This is a genomic window from Streptomyces sp. NPDC003038, from assembly GCF_040611115.1.
Taxonomy (GTDB): Bacteria; Actinomycetota; Actinomycetes; order Streptomycetales; family Streptomycetaceae; genus Streptomyces.
Genome location: NZ_JBEXNN010000008.1, coordinates 193,865 through 208,395, shown reverse-complemented (window position 1 = coordinate 208,395; position 14,531 = coordinate 193,865). Strand labels below are relative to the sequence as shown.

At 70.6% G+C, this 14,531-nt stretch carries 13 protein-coding genes and 2 pseudogenes; 7 read left to right on the top strand and 8 right to left on the bottom strand.

Features of this window, described 5'->3' with window-relative positions:
* Nucleotides 1–45: 45 nt before the first annotated feature.
* Nucleotides 46–1,488, bottom strand: a complete 1,443-nt coding sequence (locus ABZX75_RS13495; RefSeq protein ID WP_355410290.1) for a VCBS repeat-containing protein — start codon at nucleotides 1,486–1,488, stop codon at nucleotides 46–48.
* Nucleotides 1,489–2,103: 615 nt separating this feature from the next.
* Complete coding sequence (locus ABZX75_RS13490; RefSeq protein WP_355410289.1) at nucleotides 2,104–2,409, bottom strand: metalloregulator ArsR/SmtB family transcription factor; 306 nt, start codon at nucleotides 2,407–2,409, stop codon at nucleotides 2,104–2,106.
* A 173-nt stretch (nucleotides 2,410–2,582) separates the two neighbouring features.
* Here ABZX75_RS13490 and ABZX75_RS13485 point away from each other — a divergent pair, with 173 nt between their 5' ends.
* Both ABZX75_RS13485 and ABZX75_RS13480 read left to right on the top strand, forming a co-directional pair.
* Nucleotides 2,583–2,936: a hypothetical protein gene (locus ABZX75_RS13485; protein WP_355410288.1), complete on the top strand. Its 354-nt coding sequence runs from the start codon at nucleotides 2,583–2,585 to the stop codon at nucleotides 2,934–2,936.
* 128 nt (nucleotides 2,937–3,064) lie between these two features.
* A complete protein-coding gene (locus ABZX75_RS13480; RefSeq protein WP_355410287.1) occupies nucleotides 3,065–4,132 on the top strand; it encodes an NlpC/P60 family protein in 1,068 nt (355 codons plus the stop codon).
* 12 nt (nucleotides 4,133–4,144) lie between these two features.
* On the opposite strand, the gene ABZX75_RS13475 is transcribed toward ABZX75_RS13480, so the two are convergent.
* The 3 genes from ABZX75_RS13475 to ABZX75_RS13465 all read right to left on the bottom strand — a co-directional run bounded on the left by ABZX75_RS13475 (nucleotide 4,145) and on the right by ABZX75_RS13465 (nucleotide 7,322).
* Nucleotides 4,145–5,248: an alpha/beta hydrolase-fold protein gene (locus ABZX75_RS13475; RefSeq protein WP_355410286.1), complete on the bottom strand. Its 1,104-nt coding sequence runs from the start codon at nucleotides 5,246–5,248 to the stop codon at nucleotides 4,145–4,147.
* Nucleotides 5,249–5,331: 83 nt separating this feature from the next.
* Entirely contained in the window at nucleotides 5,332–6,024 is a 693-nt protein-coding gene (locus ABZX75_RS13470) for a response regulator transcription factor (RefSeq protein WP_355410285.1), read from the bottom strand.
* Entirely contained in the window at nucleotides 6,021–7,322 is a 1,302-nt protein-coding gene (locus tag ABZX75_RS13465) for a PspC domain-containing protein (protein WP_355410284.1), read from the bottom strand. Before ABZX75_RS13465 ends, ABZX75_RS13470 begins: the two co-directional genes overlap by 4 nt.
* Before the next feature lie 131 nt (nucleotides 7,323–7,453).
* On the opposite strand from ABZX75_RS13465, the gene ABZX75_RS13460 reads away from it, so the two are divergent.
* The 5 genes and pseudogenes from ABZX75_RS13460 to ABZX75_RS13440 all read left to right on the top strand — a co-directional run bounded on the left by ABZX75_RS13460 (nucleotide 7,454) and on the right by ABZX75_RS13440 (nucleotide 11,682).
* Nucleotides 7,454–8,764 (top strand): PspC domain-containing protein, encoded by a 1,311-nt coding sequence (locus ABZX75_RS13460; protein ID WP_355410283.1) that lies wholly within the window; start codon nucleotides 7,454–7,456, stop codon nucleotides 8,762–8,764.
* Nucleotides 8,751–8,975 (top strand): hypothetical protein, encoded by a 225-nt coding sequence (locus tag ABZX75_RS13455; RefSeq protein WP_355410282.1) that lies wholly within the window; start codon nucleotides 8,751–8,753, stop codon nucleotides 8,973–8,975. The genes ABZX75_RS13460 and ABZX75_RS13455 overlap by 14 nt, the downstream gene beginning before the upstream one ends.
* A gap of 96 nt (nucleotides 8,976–9,071) precedes the next feature.
* Complete coding sequence (locus ABZX75_RS13450; RefSeq protein ID WP_355410281.1) at nucleotides 9,072–10,604, top strand: recombinase family protein; 1,533 nt, start codon at nucleotides 9,072–9,074, stop codon at nucleotides 10,602–10,604.
* A 339-nt stretch (nucleotides 10,605–10,943) separates the two neighbouring features.
* Nucleotides 10,944–11,213 (top strand): annotated as a pseudogene (locus ABZX75_RS13445) (XRE family transcriptional regulator); the annotation flags it as partial.
* A pseudogene (locus tag ABZX75_RS13440) lies at nucleotides 11,213–11,682 on the top strand (NUDIX domain-containing protein). The pseudogenes ABZX75_RS13445 and ABZX75_RS13440, both read left to right, overlap by 1 nt.
* Before the next feature lie 8 nt (nucleotides 11,683–11,690).
* Here ABZX75_RS13440 and ABZX75_RS13435 read toward each other — a convergent pair.
* The 3 genes from ABZX75_RS13435 to ABZX75_RS13425 form a co-directional block, all read right to left on the bottom strand.
* Complete coding sequence (locus ABZX75_RS13435; RefSeq protein WP_355410372.1) at nucleotides 11,691–12,152, bottom strand: DoxX family protein; 462 nt, start codon at nucleotides 12,150–12,152, stop codon at nucleotides 11,691–11,693.
* An 87-nt stretch (nucleotides 12,153–12,239) separates the two neighbouring features.
* Nucleotides 12,240–13,505: a hypothetical protein gene (locus ABZX75_RS13430; RefSeq protein ID WP_355410280.1), complete on the bottom strand. Its 1,266-nt coding sequence runs from the start codon at nucleotides 13,503–13,505 to the stop codon at nucleotides 12,240–12,242.
* 102 nt (nucleotides 13,506–13,607) lie between these two features.
* Nucleotides 13,608–14,453: a class II aldolase/adducin family protein gene (locus ABZX75_RS13425; RefSeq protein ID WP_355410279.1), complete on the bottom strand. Its 846-nt coding sequence runs from the start codon at nucleotides 14,451–14,453 to the stop codon at nucleotides 13,608–13,610.
* Between the last annotated feature and the right edge of the window lie 78 nt (nucleotides 14,454–14,531).

The window sequence follows — 14,531 nt, the reverse complement described above, 5'->3', positions numbered from 1 at the left end:
GCGGGCGGGCGGACGGATTGCCTGCCGGCCCGGCCCGGTGAACGGCTACCAGCCGCTCGTGCCGATCTCCTTGCGGGCGCCCAGGCCACTGCCCGTGCCCGGGTAGAGGAAGAGCTTGCCGGTCGACTTCTCTACGGCGATGAGGTCGTCGTACGCGTTCGCGGTGAAGTCACCGCCGATCAGGTCGTTCATGCCGTTCCAGCCGCCGGTGCCGATCTCCTTGCGGGCATCCAGGCCGCTGCCGTTGCTCTTGTAGAAGAAGAGTTTGCCGGTGGAGGTCTCCGCCCCCACGACGTCGCTCTTGCCGTCGTTGTCGACGTCCATGCCGACCAGGTCGTGCATGCCGTTCCAGCCGCTCGCGCCGATCAGGACGCGGGCGCTGCCACCGCTGATCGCGCCGACGCCGTTGCCCTTGTAGAGCCAGAGCTTGCCGGTCGAGGCCTCGACCCCGGCGATGTCGGCCTTCCCGTCACCGGTGAAGTCACCGCCCACCACGTCGTGCATGCCGTTCCAGCCGCCCGACCCGATCTCCTTGCGGACGTTCAGGCCGGTTCCGTTGCCGGGGTAGAGGAAGAGCTTGCCGGAGGCTTCCTCGGTGGCGACGACGTCGTCCTTGCCGTCACCGGTGAAGTCGCCGGCCGCGAGGTTGGACATGCCGTTCCAGCCGCTCGCGCCGATCTCCTTGCGGGCCGCCAGGCCGCTGCCCGTGCCCGGGTAGAGGAAGAGCTTGCCGGTGGAGGCCTGCACCCCGATGACGTCGTCGACCGCGTCGCCGTTGAGGTTGGCGGCGATCAGGTCGGTCATGCCGGTCGGGGTCGCCGGCGGAGTGGTCGTCGCGTCGTCGACGATGTTCTTGTAGCGGACCGGGGCGTAGGGGCCGTAGCCCGGGTAGTACGGGTAGTCGTACACGCGGTGGTGCACGCCGCTCGGTGTGAAGTCGAAGCCCCAGTACTGGGTCTTGTCGCTGTTCGCCCACTTCTCGAAGAGGACGACGTGGCCACCGGCGCCGCCGTCATCGTCCAGCAGGGCGTCACCCGCCTTGAGGTCCGCCTTGCCGATCGAGGTGACCACGCCGCGGGGAGCGAAGGTGTCGGTGGTCAGCGAGGAGTCCAGGTCCCAGGCCATCGAGACGAAGCCGGAGCAGTCCGTACGGTAACCGCCGTGCTTGCCGCCCCCGTTGTAGTCGAGGCCGATACCGACCCAGCTCTTGGCCCGGGCGATGACCTGGCTGCGGCTGATCTTCGTCGTCGTGGACGAGTAGGCGGAGCCTCTGAGTTCACCCGTGACCGGGACCTCCTCGCCCTGTCCGGTACTGCCGTAGTCCGGGTTCGGGCTCGGTATGGGGTCGGCCGTCAGGGCCGTGGCGGGTGCGGCGGCCTGGGCGGCCAAGGCTGCCGAGTCGACCGTCATCACCGCGCCGGTGGCGACGGCGGCGGTGATCAGGGCGGCGACGGCGGTGGTGCGGGTCCTGCGGGTGGAACGAGGCATGACGGAACTCCGGTTCATGGTCAGTGAGGTCTGGAGGGGCCGGGGGCCACGCGGGCTCGACCGGCGGTCACACGGGAAAGGTCTCGATCGCAGGACAGCGGTCCTGCGGGTACGGCGGTCCGTGGCGACGGCGGCAGCACGCGGCCGGCCGTCGCCGGGGAGACACCGGCGGAACACCGGGCAGCGGCCCGGACACCGGCGAGGGAATCGCGGCGGATTCACCGCCGGGCGGTGTGAGAGGGAGGCGGCCGCGATGAGCGGGGCCGCGGTGCCCGGCCTACCGGCCGGCGTCCACCGTCCTGGCGGCGGGAACCGCGCAGGCCATGGGAGCGGTGGCGGTGATGCCGAGGGTGAGAGCGTCGACCACGGCGGCTCGTGCGAGTCCGGTGCGCATGGTGAGGGGGTTCCTTCCGGTGGGACGTGGGGCGAGGGACGGGCCTCGCCGCCTTACGCACGTCCCGCGGTGACGTCGCTCAGGGCTTCGAGGGGTGTCACCGGGGTTTCCCCCGGCGACATGCATAAGCTTCGCCGCCGTTCGCACCGCGCGGAAGAGCTGTCAACAGGACCGAACCGGCCATGTCCCCATCCGGTCAGCACCCCTCGGAGACGCGCGGGTCAGGCCTGGTCCACGACCATCGCCAGCAGGCCCGGGAAACGCAGGTCCAGGTCCTCGCGGCGGAGCGTCAGGAAGAGCTTGCGACCCTCGCGGCGCTGGCGGATGACGCCGGCCTCGCGCAGCGCGCGGAAGTGGTGGGTCACGCTGGAGCGGGGCAGATCGGGAACCACCGCGCCGCAGCAGGTGTGTTCGCCGGAGGCCAGGGCGCGGACGATGTCCAGCCGTACGGGATGGCCGAGGGCGGCCAGGACCTGGACCAGTTGGATCCGCGCGGCGTCGGGGTGGTGCAGCTCTTCGGCGGCCATGGGCCCACTGTACGCAAAACCCGTAAGGACAACGGGTGGGAGGGCGGCCTATGCCCCCGCCGCCTCGCCGCCCCACGCCGCCCCACGCCGCCTCGCCCACCCGCACCGGCCCGCCCGCCCCGTCGGCCCGCCTGCCCGGAATCCGCCGGTGGCCACCCCGTACGCTCGAAGCCATGGACGTACTCATCAATGTCTTCGTCGGCCTGCACATCATCGGGATCGCCTCGCTCCTCGGCGGCTTCCTGACCCAGATGAAGGCGATGAGCGCCGGCACCGCCCGCTTCGTGCCCGCCATGCTGCACGGCGCGCTCACCATGCTCGTGACCGGCGTACTCCTCGTCGGATTCCGTCAGATGGACGGCGATCCGGTCAACAACGTCAAGATCGGCGTGAAGCTCGCGCTCCTCTTCGTGATCCTCGCCCTCGTCTACGTCAAGCGCGACGAGGAGCGGGTGGACAAGGCGCTGTTCGGGGCGGTCGGCGGCCTGACCGTGATCAATATCTTTATCGCCGTCCTCTGGCGCTGATCCATACCGGTCCCCAGCAGCCATCTCCAGTCACATCAAGCCACTTACGATCATCCCGTCATCTGCCCGTTACCTTCGGGTCTAGCGTCCTCCTCCAAGCACCGACAGAGGAAGGACGTGAGGCCCTCGTGGCCAGTCATCGAAAGCCCAGGCAGCGCGCGCTCTCCGGCGGCTCCGTACGGACCGCCGCCACCATCGCCCTCGCGGGCGCTGCCACCGCCACCGCCTTCGAAGGCACCTCGCAGGCCGACCCCCGGCTCAGCCCCTCCCAGGTGAAGTCGCAGGTGGACCGGCTGTACGAGGAGGCCGGGGCGGCGACCGAGCGGTACAACGGGGCGAAGGAGAAGGCGGACGAGGCCCAGCGAGCGCTGACGGGTCTGCGCGACGAGACCGCCCGCAAGACGGAGCAGCTCAACACCGCCCGCAGCGCCATCGGTTCGCTGGCCGCGAGCCAGTACCGCAGCGGCTCCCTGGGCCCCGCCGTACGGCTCGCGCTCGCCGCGGACCCGGAGAAGTACCTCAGCCAGGCCTCCTTCATGGCCCGCGCCGGGGACCGCAACGCCGCCGGGGTCACCGCCGTGCGCCGCCGCCTCGACGAGGTCGGACAGCTGCGGGCGAAGGCCGCCGGACACCTCGCCGACCTCCGCTCCCGGCAGGACGAACTCGCCGGGCACAAGGCCGAGATCGAGGAGAAGCTCACCGCCGCCCAGCGCCTGCTGGCCCGGCTCACCGCCGAGGAGCGCGCCGCGTACGAGGCCCGGTCCGCCGGCGCCCCGGCCGCGGGCACCGCCACCGCCGGCCCCAAGGCCACGACCCAGCGGCGCACGCCCCCGCCCCCCACCGACGGCTCCCGCGCGGCCCGCGCCGTGGCCTTCGCGCACGGGGCGGTCGGGAAGCCGTACGTGTGGGGCGCGACGGGTCCGGGGTCCTTCGACTGCTCGGGCCTGACCCAGGCGGCCTGGCGTGCGGGCGGGGTCGCCCTCCCCCGCACCACCTACACCCAGATCAATTCCGGACGGCGCGTCTCCCGCGACCAACTGGCCCCCGGCGACCTGGTGTTCTTCTACTCCGGAATCACCCACGTCGGCCTCTACATCGGCAACGGCCAGATGATCCACGCCCCCCGTCCCGGATCGACGGTCCGGGTGGCTCCGATCGACTCGATGCCCTGGGCCGGCGCGGCCCGCCCGGCGTAGCCGTCCGGCGCGTTACGGCGCCTTGACCTGCGTGCTCAGCCACCCGAAGGTCTGCGGCAGCTGCCGCGACCACGATTCGACGTTGTGGCCGCCGACCACCTTCTCCGCGTGCACCACGGTCGGGCTCTGCGAGGCGCCCTTGAGGTCCAGGCCCGACAGGTAGCCGTCCTGCTGGGCGCCCGACATCCACAGCGAGACCGGCGGCGGCGCCGGCGCGGCCTTGAGCACGTTCAGCAGGTTGTGGGTGCGGCGCAGCTCCGGGTCCTGGGCGACCAGCGAGGAGGGTTCCTGGCCCGGGTCGTTGTAGCCGGACAGGGAGACGGCGGCGCTGTAGCGGTCGGGGTGGGAGATCGCCAGCTTGGCCGCGCAGTACGCGCCGGCCGAGTACCCGGCGACACCCCAGCTGCGGGCCTCGTCGGACGCCCGGAAGTTGTCGACGACCATCTTGCGGACGTCGACGCTGAACCAGCTGTCCGCATTGACCTTGCCCGGGAGGTTGGCGCAGCCGGTGTCGGCGTTCCCCAGCAGCATGGCGCGCGGCGAGACCAGGATGAACGGCTGCACCTTGCCGCTCTTCATGAGCGGCTCCAGAATCTCGTGCGCCTTGAGTCCCTGGAACCAGGACTTGCCCGTCCCCGGAATGCCCGGGATCAGCTCGACCACCGGGAACTTCTTGTCCTTCCAGGCGGGGTCGTCGTACTGCGGCGGCAGCCACACCATGACATCGCCCTTGACCCCGGAGATCTTGCCGTCGAGCTCGGTCTTCCGGACCCGGCCGTCGAGTCCTTCGACCGGCTGGAATTCCTGACGCACCTTCGGGGCCGCCTCCAGCTTCTTCCCGCCGAGTCCGTCGGGGCCGAGGTCGGGGGCGGCGGTGACGTACGTGCCGGTGCCGAGGAGGTCGCCCCAGGAGGCGTAGAAGTTCTGCTCCCTGTTCACCCCGATGAAGACCAGCGCGATGGCGGTGACCTGGGCGAAGACCATCATCAGACCGCGCGACAGGACGCGTACGGCGGCGGGGCCGCGCACCTTGCTCCACACGGCGAGGGGCAGGACGACGGCGGTCAGGGTCAGGGCGACCGCCGTCGCGAAGAGGGGGGTCCCGGTCAGGCTCATCACGCCACCCAAGAGGGCGGCGCGGCCCGGCCCGGTTGCTCCGCCCGCCTGCGGCGTGGATCACACCGGGCCCACCCGCCCGCTCAGACCAGCCGGCGGGCCGTCGCCCAGCGGGTCAGTTCGTGCCGGTTCGACAGCTGGAGCTTGCGCAGGACCGCGGAGACGTGCGACTCCACCGTCTTCACCGAGATGAAGAGCTGCTTGGCGATCTCCTTGTACGCGTACCCGCGGGCGATCAGCCGCAGCACCTCCCGCTCGCGCTGCGTGAGCCGGTCCAGGTCCTCGTCGACGGGCGGCGCGTCCGTCGAGGCGAAGGCGTCGAGGACGAAGCCCGCCAGCCGCGGCGAGAACACCGCGTCCCCGTCCTGCACCCGGAAGACCGAGTCCACCAGGTCGGCGCCGGTGATGGTCTTGGTGACGTACCCGCGCGCACCGCCCCGGATGACCCCGATGACGTCCTCGGCCGCGTCCGACACCGACAGGGCCAGGAACCGCACCGGATTCTCGCCCGCCGCCATGAGCGGGGCGCAGCGCCGCAGCACCTCGACCCCGCCGCCGCCGGGCAGGTGCACGTCGAGCAGGACCACCTCGGGCCGGGTGGCGGTGATGACGGTGACGGCCTGGTCGACGTCGGCCGCCTCGCCGACCACCTCGACGCCGGTCCGGTCGGTCTCGCCGATCTCGGCCTGCACGCCCGTACGGAACATCCGGTGGTCGTCGACGAGCACCACCCGGACCCGCCTGGTCACTTCCACGCCTGCGTTCTGCTCGGTCATGCCGCTTTCGCCGCCCTCTCCATCTCCAGCTCGACTTCCGTGCCGCCGTCGGGCGCGGACCGCAGCCGTGCGGTCCCGCCGTTGCGCTGCATCCGGCCGATGATCGATTCTCGTACGCCCATGCGGTCGTCCGGTACCGCGTCGAGGTCGAAGCCCGGTCCCCGGTCCCGTACGGACACGAACACGGTCCGCCCCTCCACCTCCGCGTACACCTGCACGGGCCCGCCCTCGCCACCGTACTTGGCGGCGTTGACCATCGCCTCGCGCGCGGCCTGGATCTGCGCCGCCAGCCCCTCGTCCAGCGGGCAGTCGCCGACGACCACGACCTCGATGGGCACCCCGTGGTGGTCCTCGACATCGGCGGCGGTCTTCTTCACGGCCTCCGCCAGGGTGGCCGGCTCCTGCGCCTCGTCCTTGCCGGTGCCCTCGGGTTTGTACAGCCAGTTGCGCAGCTCCCGCTCCTGCGCCCGCGCGAGGCGGCGTACCTCTCCCACGTCCTCCGCGTTGCGCTGGATCAGGGTGAGGGTGTGCAGGACCGAGTCGTGCACGTGGGCGGCGACCTCGGCGCGCTCCTGGGCGCGGATGCGCATCAGGCGCTCCTCGGACAGGTCCTGGGTCATCCGGATCAGCCAGGGTCCGGCGAGCAGGGCGATCCCGACGAGGACGGCGAGGGTGGCGGTGAGTACGTTGCCCAGCTGCGCGGCGGAACCCCGTACGACGATGAAGAGGGTCAGGCCCACGCCGACGAGCGCGACGCCCGTGAGCGCCCGGGCGGCGTGGAGCAGCCGCCCGTTCCGTCCGGCTGCGGCGCTCCAGTGGGCGCGCCGGGCGTTGTCCGCCTGCCGCCATACGAGGACCACCCCGGCTCCGACCAGCAGCGTCGGCCATACGTACCGGCCCGACTCGCCACCGGCCTGGACCTTGGAGATGAAGGTCGCGGCGCCCGCGAAGAGGGCGATCAGCGCGATGATCTGCCCCCGGTCGGGCTTGCGCAGGCGGCGGCCGCCGTCGGCGAGGGTCTCGTAGAAGGGGCGGTGGCCGGTGCGGCCGCCGACGCCGAGCGGTACGAAGACCCAGAACGCGGCGTACAGCAGCACGCCGAGGCCGTCCCCGAAGAGGAACAGGCCGAGGAAGGCGAGCCGGACCCAGATCACGGGCAGCCCGAGGTGCCCGGCGAGTCCGCGCGCCACACCGCCGAGCATCCGGCCGTCGGCGCTGCGGTAGAGCTTGCGCTGCGGCGTCGGCTCGGGTGGGGGGTCCGCTGCGTGCGGGGTGCGCTGGGTGGCGGCTACGGGCATGCCACTGATGGTCACACGCGCGGGGGCGGCGCGGCATCAGGGCATCCCCCCGGTTTCCCCGGGGGGATATCAGGGTTGTGCCAGGGTCGGGCCGGATGCCACGGGCCGCCGCGCACCGTCACCATGGACGCATGACGGAAGTACACGACGCCGCGCCGGCGGACCCGGGGGTTTCCCCGGCAGCCGGCGACCGGCCACCCCTGCGCCGCGGCAAGCGCGACAAGCTCCTCGCGGGCGTGTGCGGGGGGCTGGGCCGGTACTTCGACCTGGACCCGGTGATCTTCCGGATCGGCCTCGGCGTGCTCGCGGTGACCGGTGGTGTCGGCCTGATCTTCTACGGCTTCGCGTGGCTGCTGCTGCCGCAGGAGGGCGAGGAGGACAGCGAGGCGAAGAAGCTGCTGACCGGCCGGGTCGAAGGCGCCACCCTGGCCGCGGCGTTCGCCGCCCTGGCCGGCTGCGCGCTGCTCCTGTCGATGCTGGACAACGGCGGGCTGGGGGCCTTCTCCATCCTGGTCATCCTGGCGCTGGCCGGCGCCTCCTACTGGTCGCGGCAGCGGCGGCAGGCGCACGCTCCCGAGGCGCAGGCTCCCGTCTCGCAGCGGACCGCGCACCCGCCCGCCCCGCCGGAGACGAAGGCGCCGCCCGCCCCCGGCGGCCCGTCCTGGTGGCGGGACCCGCTGGTCAAGGACGGCACGACCGGACCGGTCGGCGGGACGGGATACCTGTGGGGCCCGGCGGACGCCGCCGCGGACGCCGCGCCGGATGGCGCCGCGGCCGCGGTGGTGGTGCCGCCCGCTGCCCCGGTCCGTCCGCGCGGTGGCATCGGCGGCCGGGTCTTCCTCCTGGCCGTGCTCGCCGGGATCGCCGGCGCGGCGGCCGACTGGCAGGGCCGCCCCCTGGGCGAGGCCCTGCAGGCCGGGCTCGCCGCCGCGCTGTTCGTCTTCGGGCTGGGCCTCGCGGTCAGCTCCCTGCTCGGCCGTACCGGCCTCGGCACGATCCTGCTGGTGGTGCTGGCGTCGTGCCTGCTCGCGGGCGCGGCCGTGCTGCCCCGGGAGATCGGCACGGACTGGAAGCGGGTCGACTGGCGTCCCGCGGCGGTCGCGGCGGTACGGCCCGTGTACGAGGCGGACACCGGACTGGCCACCTTGGACCTGAGCCGCCTCGACGTGCCCAAGGGCACCACCGTGGCCGTCCGCGTCTCCATCGACGCGGGCCGGCTCAAGGTGGTCGTGCCCCGCGAGGTCACCGCGCAGGCCGACGTCCGGGTCCGGCTGGGGGACGTGCGGCTGCCGGGCGACCGCGCGGACCGCATCGAGGGCGTCCGTGACCAGAACCGGGCGGCGACGCTGCCGCCCGCCGCCGGCACGGAGGCCGGCGGGACGATCGAGCTGCACCTGACCGCGGGTGTGGGACAGGTGGAGGTGGCCCGTGCGGCGTCATGAGTTCCAGCCGGGACGGCTGATCGCGGGACTGTTCGTGCTGCTGGCGGGCGTGCTCTACCTGCTCGACAGCAGCGGCGAGGCGGATGTGCCCTGGTTCGCGGTCATCCCGATCACGATGGGCGGGCTCGCTCTCGCCGCACTGGTGGGGATGGCCACCTACGCCGTACGGCGGGACCGGCGCGACCGGATCAGCGAGTCCAGCGAGAGGTAGGGCGCCCCGGCGAGGACCAGCGGGATCCAGGCCATCAGGTAGATCAGTCACTGACGTACTGCTGTTGTACGGTGATCGCCCATGAAGCCTGTGCGTGTGCTGATCGCCCTCAGGATCAGCAACGAGACCGACGCGTCCACTTCGCTCGAACGGCAGCTCCAGGACTGCATGGCCTACGTAGCCGAGAGGCAACACCTCGGATGGCAAGTGGTAGGTGTAGCCAAGGACGCCCACATCTCCGCCACCAAGTCCCATCCGTTCGAGAGACCGCAACTCGGGGAATGGCTGAACAATCGGGCGCCCGAATTCGATCTGCTGCTGTTCTGGAAGATGGACAGGTTCGTCCGCAAAGTCGTCGACATGCAGGACATGATCAAATGGGCGACCGCTCACGGCGGCAAATTTCTGGTTTCAGCCAAGGAACCCGTGCTCGACATGGTCGGTCCCTTTCGGCACGTCATCATCGACCTCTTCGCGGCCATCGCCGAGACCGAAGCTCAGAACATCTCCATGCGAGTCAAGTCGTTCCAGAGCTACGCCAAGTCCAACAATGTCTGGGCTAAGGGGATCCCTCCCTACGGTTACGAATCCTTCCGCGACACCGACGGAGCCATGAGACTCCGGGTGCGTGAGAATCAGAAGGAAGTAATTCGGGAGATGTACAAGCGGGTAGTCGAGGCCGGCGAACCCTACTCGTCCATCTGCGACGACTTCAACGCCAGAGGAATTCTTTCCCCTGGCGGCGAGAGGATGTCAAATCGCCGGAAGAACAACGGCGAAGCTCTGCCGATATGGCGGAGCCGCACCCTCACATCCATCCTGAGGTCTGAAACAATCCTCGGCTGGAAGTGCGAGGAAGTGAAGGTTCCCGGAAAGAAGTACGGATCCTCCCAACCGATCCTGACTTCCGAAGGGAAGATCCGGATGGCAGACCCGATTCTTACAGATGACGAATGGGCGAAGCTCCAGGACGAAATGAATGGGCGCCCAAGTGCCGCCCGTCGCTCCACAAAGAACACGACTGCATACCGTGGCGTGGTCCTGTGCGGCGGCTGCGGCGGCAACTTGTATCTCTTCAATCCGGAGAGACAGCAGGGCAAGCCCGTCTACCGCTGCAACAAGTCGGCTAACCGGGAGTCCTGCGGCAAGGGCTACGCCTTCCGAGCCGAGAAGGTGAGGGAGGTCGTAGAGGCCACGGTACTGGGAGTCATCGGAGACTTCCCCATGCATGAGCGTCACTACGTCAAGGGTTCGAACAATTCCCAGAGACTCCAGGAGATCAAGGAGTACGTGACGGAACTCCAGAGGTCCATCCGCCCCGGAGGGAAGAACTCGGCCGGCTTCGCCAAGAGGGCCACTGAAGAAGAGATTGCAGCCCTCTACGAGGAACACGATTCCCTCGCGGCCGAGGGAGACAAGCCGGACAGGTACGAATACCGGGACACAGGGGAGACCTTCCGCTATATGTGGGAGCGGAACGAAGGCAACGACGCCGAGAGAACACGCCACCTACTCAAGGCGGGAATCAGCGTCCGCCTGAACCCGCTCATCAAGGGAGTCTCCAATACCACAGACTTCGGCGCAGAGGTAGATCTGGGCAACCTGAGCCAGCCGTTCACGATCCACTGACAAATAGCTGGGCCCCGAAAGGGGCTCACACTACTAGTAGCTAGTAGATATAGAGAACCCCGCAAAATAGATGCACCTGTCCTGCGCGCGAGTCTCGGACAGAACCCGGGGAACCTGAGATCGAGATCACACCACCAAGGCTTCACGCCGGTTCAAGACGACTCAGGAAACCCGTACAGGATGAACGTAAGCGCCCCGGCGGTCCGCAGGAAGGTATTCGCCAACCGTTACCCCAGGCAGATCGAACCCAACAGGGGCCCGCCTGGCGGCCGCCGAAGGGCGTCTCAAAAACCGTGGTTACCGAGACATGCCGACAGTGACCACCAAGGGGTCGCGGAGCACGGCATCGAGTCACGGTGCCGACTGGCGCAGCTTCATTACCGGTCACTTGTCGACGTCGCCGGCGTGGAGATCAGGACCCATGGGACGACGCTCTACAACTCGATCTACAGAGCCGACGACCAGGCCCTGGTCAATGCCCACGTGTGGGGCGTGAACGCGTACGGTGCGCCGGTGTGGCACCTGCGACGCATCGAGGGCGGATCCATGTTCGACACCTACGCCGAGAGCTTTGAGGCCGTCTGGTCGACGGCCCGGGAGGTCAGCTAGTGGCACGTATCGAGTACTTCGATGATCCGGACGTCCCGGAGCCGAACAGCATGGTTGTCGCGGCGTCTGCCGTGGTGACCGATGACAAGGGCCGCATCCTGCTCCAGAAGCGCTCGGACAGCGGTCTGTGGGCTTTGCCGGGCGGAGGCATGGAGATGACCGACAGCCTGCCCGGAACGGCCGTCCGAGAGGTCAAGGAAGAAACCGGCCTGGACGTAGAGATCACTGGGCTTGTCGGGACGTACACCGACCCCGGCACGTCATCGCGTACAGCGACGGAGAGGTACGCCGACAGTTCAACGTGTGCTTCCGGGCCCGCATGGTGGGCGGGACCCTGGCCGTCTCGGATGAGTCCCTGGAACTCCGCTGGGTGGACCCTGGAGCTCTCGGCACCTTGGACATGCACCACACGCAACGGCTGAGGCTGACTCACTTCCTGGAGGACCGGGAGACCCCCTACCTCGGGTAGCTCCGGCCTCAGGCGGTCTGCCTCCGCCTGCGCCTGATCAGGGCATCCAGTGACCAGTAGGGTGCTCCGGCCAGCACGAGAGGCACCCAGCAAAACATGTACGGGAGGTCGTTGCCGTAGTAGTACGGGGTCACCGCCCAGGACACCGTGAGCCACAGGCCGAGCGAGATCAGCGCTCCGCCGACGGCCGCGAGCCGGGTCAGCAGTCCGGCCAGGACGCCGAGGCCGACGAGGAGTTCCCCGATGGCCAGGACCACGGCGAAGCCGACGGGGGACTTCAGCGCCAGGTCCACCAGGGCGGGGACGGCCGAGGTGTCCCGTACCCCGCGCATCAGGTCTCCGATGGAACCCTCGCCGGTGGCGGAGAGGAACGCGGAGTCGGTCAGCTTGTCCAGGCCCGCGTAGACGAAGGTCACGCCCAGGAAGATCCGCAGGGGGAGGAGCGCGTACCGCGTGGCCTGTTCCCTCAGACCGCCGGCCGCGGTGTGAGGGGCGGCGGCCTCGGGGGTGCCGGGTGAAGGGGCGTCAGTTCGGGTCACGCCCCATGTGTACCCCCATCACTCGGCCACGTCGATGGTGCATCGGTTGGATTCCACTCCGGCGGCGGTCACCACCTGGATCTCGATGCGGCCCGGTTCCACTTCCGCCGGTACGGGGACGGTCAGGACCGCGTCCGAGGGGTTGGCGAACCCGCCCGCCACCGGAACCAGCGGCACGTGCACGTGCAGCGTGCCGATCCGCACCACCAGCCGGGCCATCATCTCCGGCGTCTGCGCCCCGGGCGGCACGAAGCCCACGCCCCGGATCTCGATGTCGTCCCCGGGGCGGACGGCCGCGTCCAGGTCCCCGGGCTCCCGTCTGCGCACCACGGACAGCACCAGCGGGCGCGTGCCCTCCGCGTACTTCGCGGCCAGGTACACCGCGGCCGACAGCGCCACCAGCATGGCGAGCGCCCACGGCAGCTGCGGCAGCCGGTCCGGGAACCGGGCCAGCGACACCGCCGCGTAGCCCAGCACCACCGTCGAGACGAGCACGTACTGCGCGTCCGGGAAACTCCCGCGCCCCGCGTCGTCCGTCAGCAGGTCGACCCCGCGCGGCCGGTCCGCCGGCAGCTTCTGCAGCCGCTGGCCCATGATCCGTACGGAGACCACGCGGCGCACCAGCACCGCCACGGCCGAGGTCAGCGCGACCACCGCCAGCAGCGGCAGCGCCCGGCCGAGCGCGAGGCCCGCGTACAGCGCCTGCCGGTCCGGGCCGGGCGCCGAGGCCGCCAGCCGCAGCGCGGGCAGCAGCGCGGCGAACGCGGTCAGCACCACCCAGGCGCTCGGCACCGCCTTCGATGTGGAGAGCCGGTTGTCCTCGCCGACCAGCGGGGCCAGCAGCCCGCCGCGCAGCGACTGGGCCCGGGCCGCGACGGTGAGCAGCCCGGCCAGCACCAGGGCCGCGAGCAACCCGGCGGTGCGTGCGGTGGACCAGCCGGTGCCGAGCGCGGTGCCGACCTGGACCAGCAGCAGTAGCCCGGCCGCGATCCACACGGCGAGCACGGCCCGCCGCGAGAACAGGTACAGCCAGGAGTTCCCGGCGTCCCGCCCCCGGTCGGCGACGGTACGGGCCGACAGGGTCAGCTCGTCGGAAACCCACTGCCGGGACGCCCCGGCGGACCGGGCCACGGCGGCCGGCAGCCCCTGCCCCGCGGCGAACTCGTCCCGCTTCTCGAGGAACGCGGCGACGGCGCGCCGGTGCCCCTCCTGTGCTCCGTGCGGGCAGTCCTCGCAGGTGCAGCCACCGCCGTGGGTACTTCGGGAGACCTCTTGGACAGCCACGTGCGTGCCGCCTCTCTGAACTTCGGTGCGATGCCAGCGAATTGTGCACCACTGCGGCAGTGCTCCGGATTGCGCACGATGTCAGAGCAGGTGATTAACGGTTCATGATGTTGACGCCACCTGCTGTGGCGCCTGTTGTGGTGCCTGCTGCGGCGCGTGCTGCGATGCCTGCTGCGGCGCCCGGGGCGGCTCCTGCGCTGACACCTGCCGGCGCAGGGGCTGGTAGTTCACCCAGGCGGCCAGATCGGACCCGAACCGCTCGCGCGTCAGGACCGCGCTGCGGTGGTCGATGCGCACCGGCTTCCCGGCCGCCCGCGCGATCAGCTGCACCTGCGCCGCCCGCTCGGCCGCGATGAACCACCAGGCCGCCGCCTCCACCGAGTCCCCGACCGTCAGCACCCCGTGGTGGCGCAGGATCAGCGCCTTGTACGGGCCCAGCGCGATCCCGATCCGGCCCGCGTCCTCGGGACCGGTGAACGCGTCCAGCAGCGCGTGGTCCTCGTAGAAGGCGCAGGCCTCCTGCGTGATCGGGGCCAGCAGCTCGCCGAGGGACGCGAGGGCGCGGCCGTACGGGCCCTGCGTGCGGACCACGGCCATCACCTCGGGGCGCTCCCTGTGGACGGCCGCGTGCACCGCGAAGGCCAGCTCGTTGGCCCGGTGACCGCCCCGGAGCACGCGCCCGTCCCCGTCGACCAGCAGCAGGTCGTCGGGGGTCAGTCCGCCGAAGGCCCGCCCGAAGGGGTTCACCCAGTAGCAGTCCTCGAACTCGGGATCCCGCGCGGTGACGTGCCCGGCCACCCCGTCCTCGTACCCGAGCCGCCCCAGCAGCCGCAGCGCCTCGGCGAGCCGCTCCTTGCGGTAGGCGCGCGCTTCCTCGACGGAGTCGTGCACGGGGGGCATCTCGAACCGCAACCGGTCCACGGGAATCGGCGCGGGCTGCTCGGCCATGGCTGCTCCTTCGACGGCTCGGCTCGGCTCGGCTCGGCTCGGCTCGGCTCGCGGCGCAAGGTACCGGCGGCCCGCGGA

Bases quoted from the DNA above. Each gene is read 5' to 3' on its own strand.
- ABZX75_RS13495 (WP_355410290.1), bottom strand. From the start codon at position 1,488: ATGCCTCGTTCCACCCGCAGGACCCGCACCACCGCCGTCGCCGCCCTG.
- ABZX75_RS13490 (WP_355410289.1), bottom strand. From the start codon at position 2,409: ATGGCCGCCGAAGAGCTGCACCACCCCGACGCCGCGCGGATCCAACTG.
- ABZX75_RS13485 (WP_355410288.1), top strand. From the start codon at position 2,583: ATGGACGTACTCATCAATGTCTTCGTCGGCCTGCACATCATCGGGATC.
- ABZX75_RS13475 (WP_355410286.1), bottom strand. From the start codon at position 5,248: ATGAGCCTGACCGGGACCCCCCTCTTCGCGACGGCGGTCGCCCTGACC.
- ABZX75_RS13470 (WP_355410285.1), bottom strand. From the start codon at position 6,024: ATGACCGAGCAGAACGCAGGCGTGGAAGTGACCAGGCGGGTCCGGGTG.
- ABZX75_RS13465 (WP_355410284.1), bottom strand. From the start codon at position 7,322: ATGCCCGTAGCCGCCACCCAGCGCACCCCGCACGCAGCGGACCCCCCA.
- ABZX75_RS13460 (WP_355410283.1), top strand. From the start codon at position 7,454: ATGACGGAAGTACACGACGCCGCGCCGGCGGACCCGGGGGTTTCCCCG.
- ABZX75_RS13425 (WP_355410279.1), bottom strand. From the start codon at position 14,453: ATGGCCGAGCAGCCCGCGCCGATTCCCGTGGACCGGTTGCGGTTCGAG.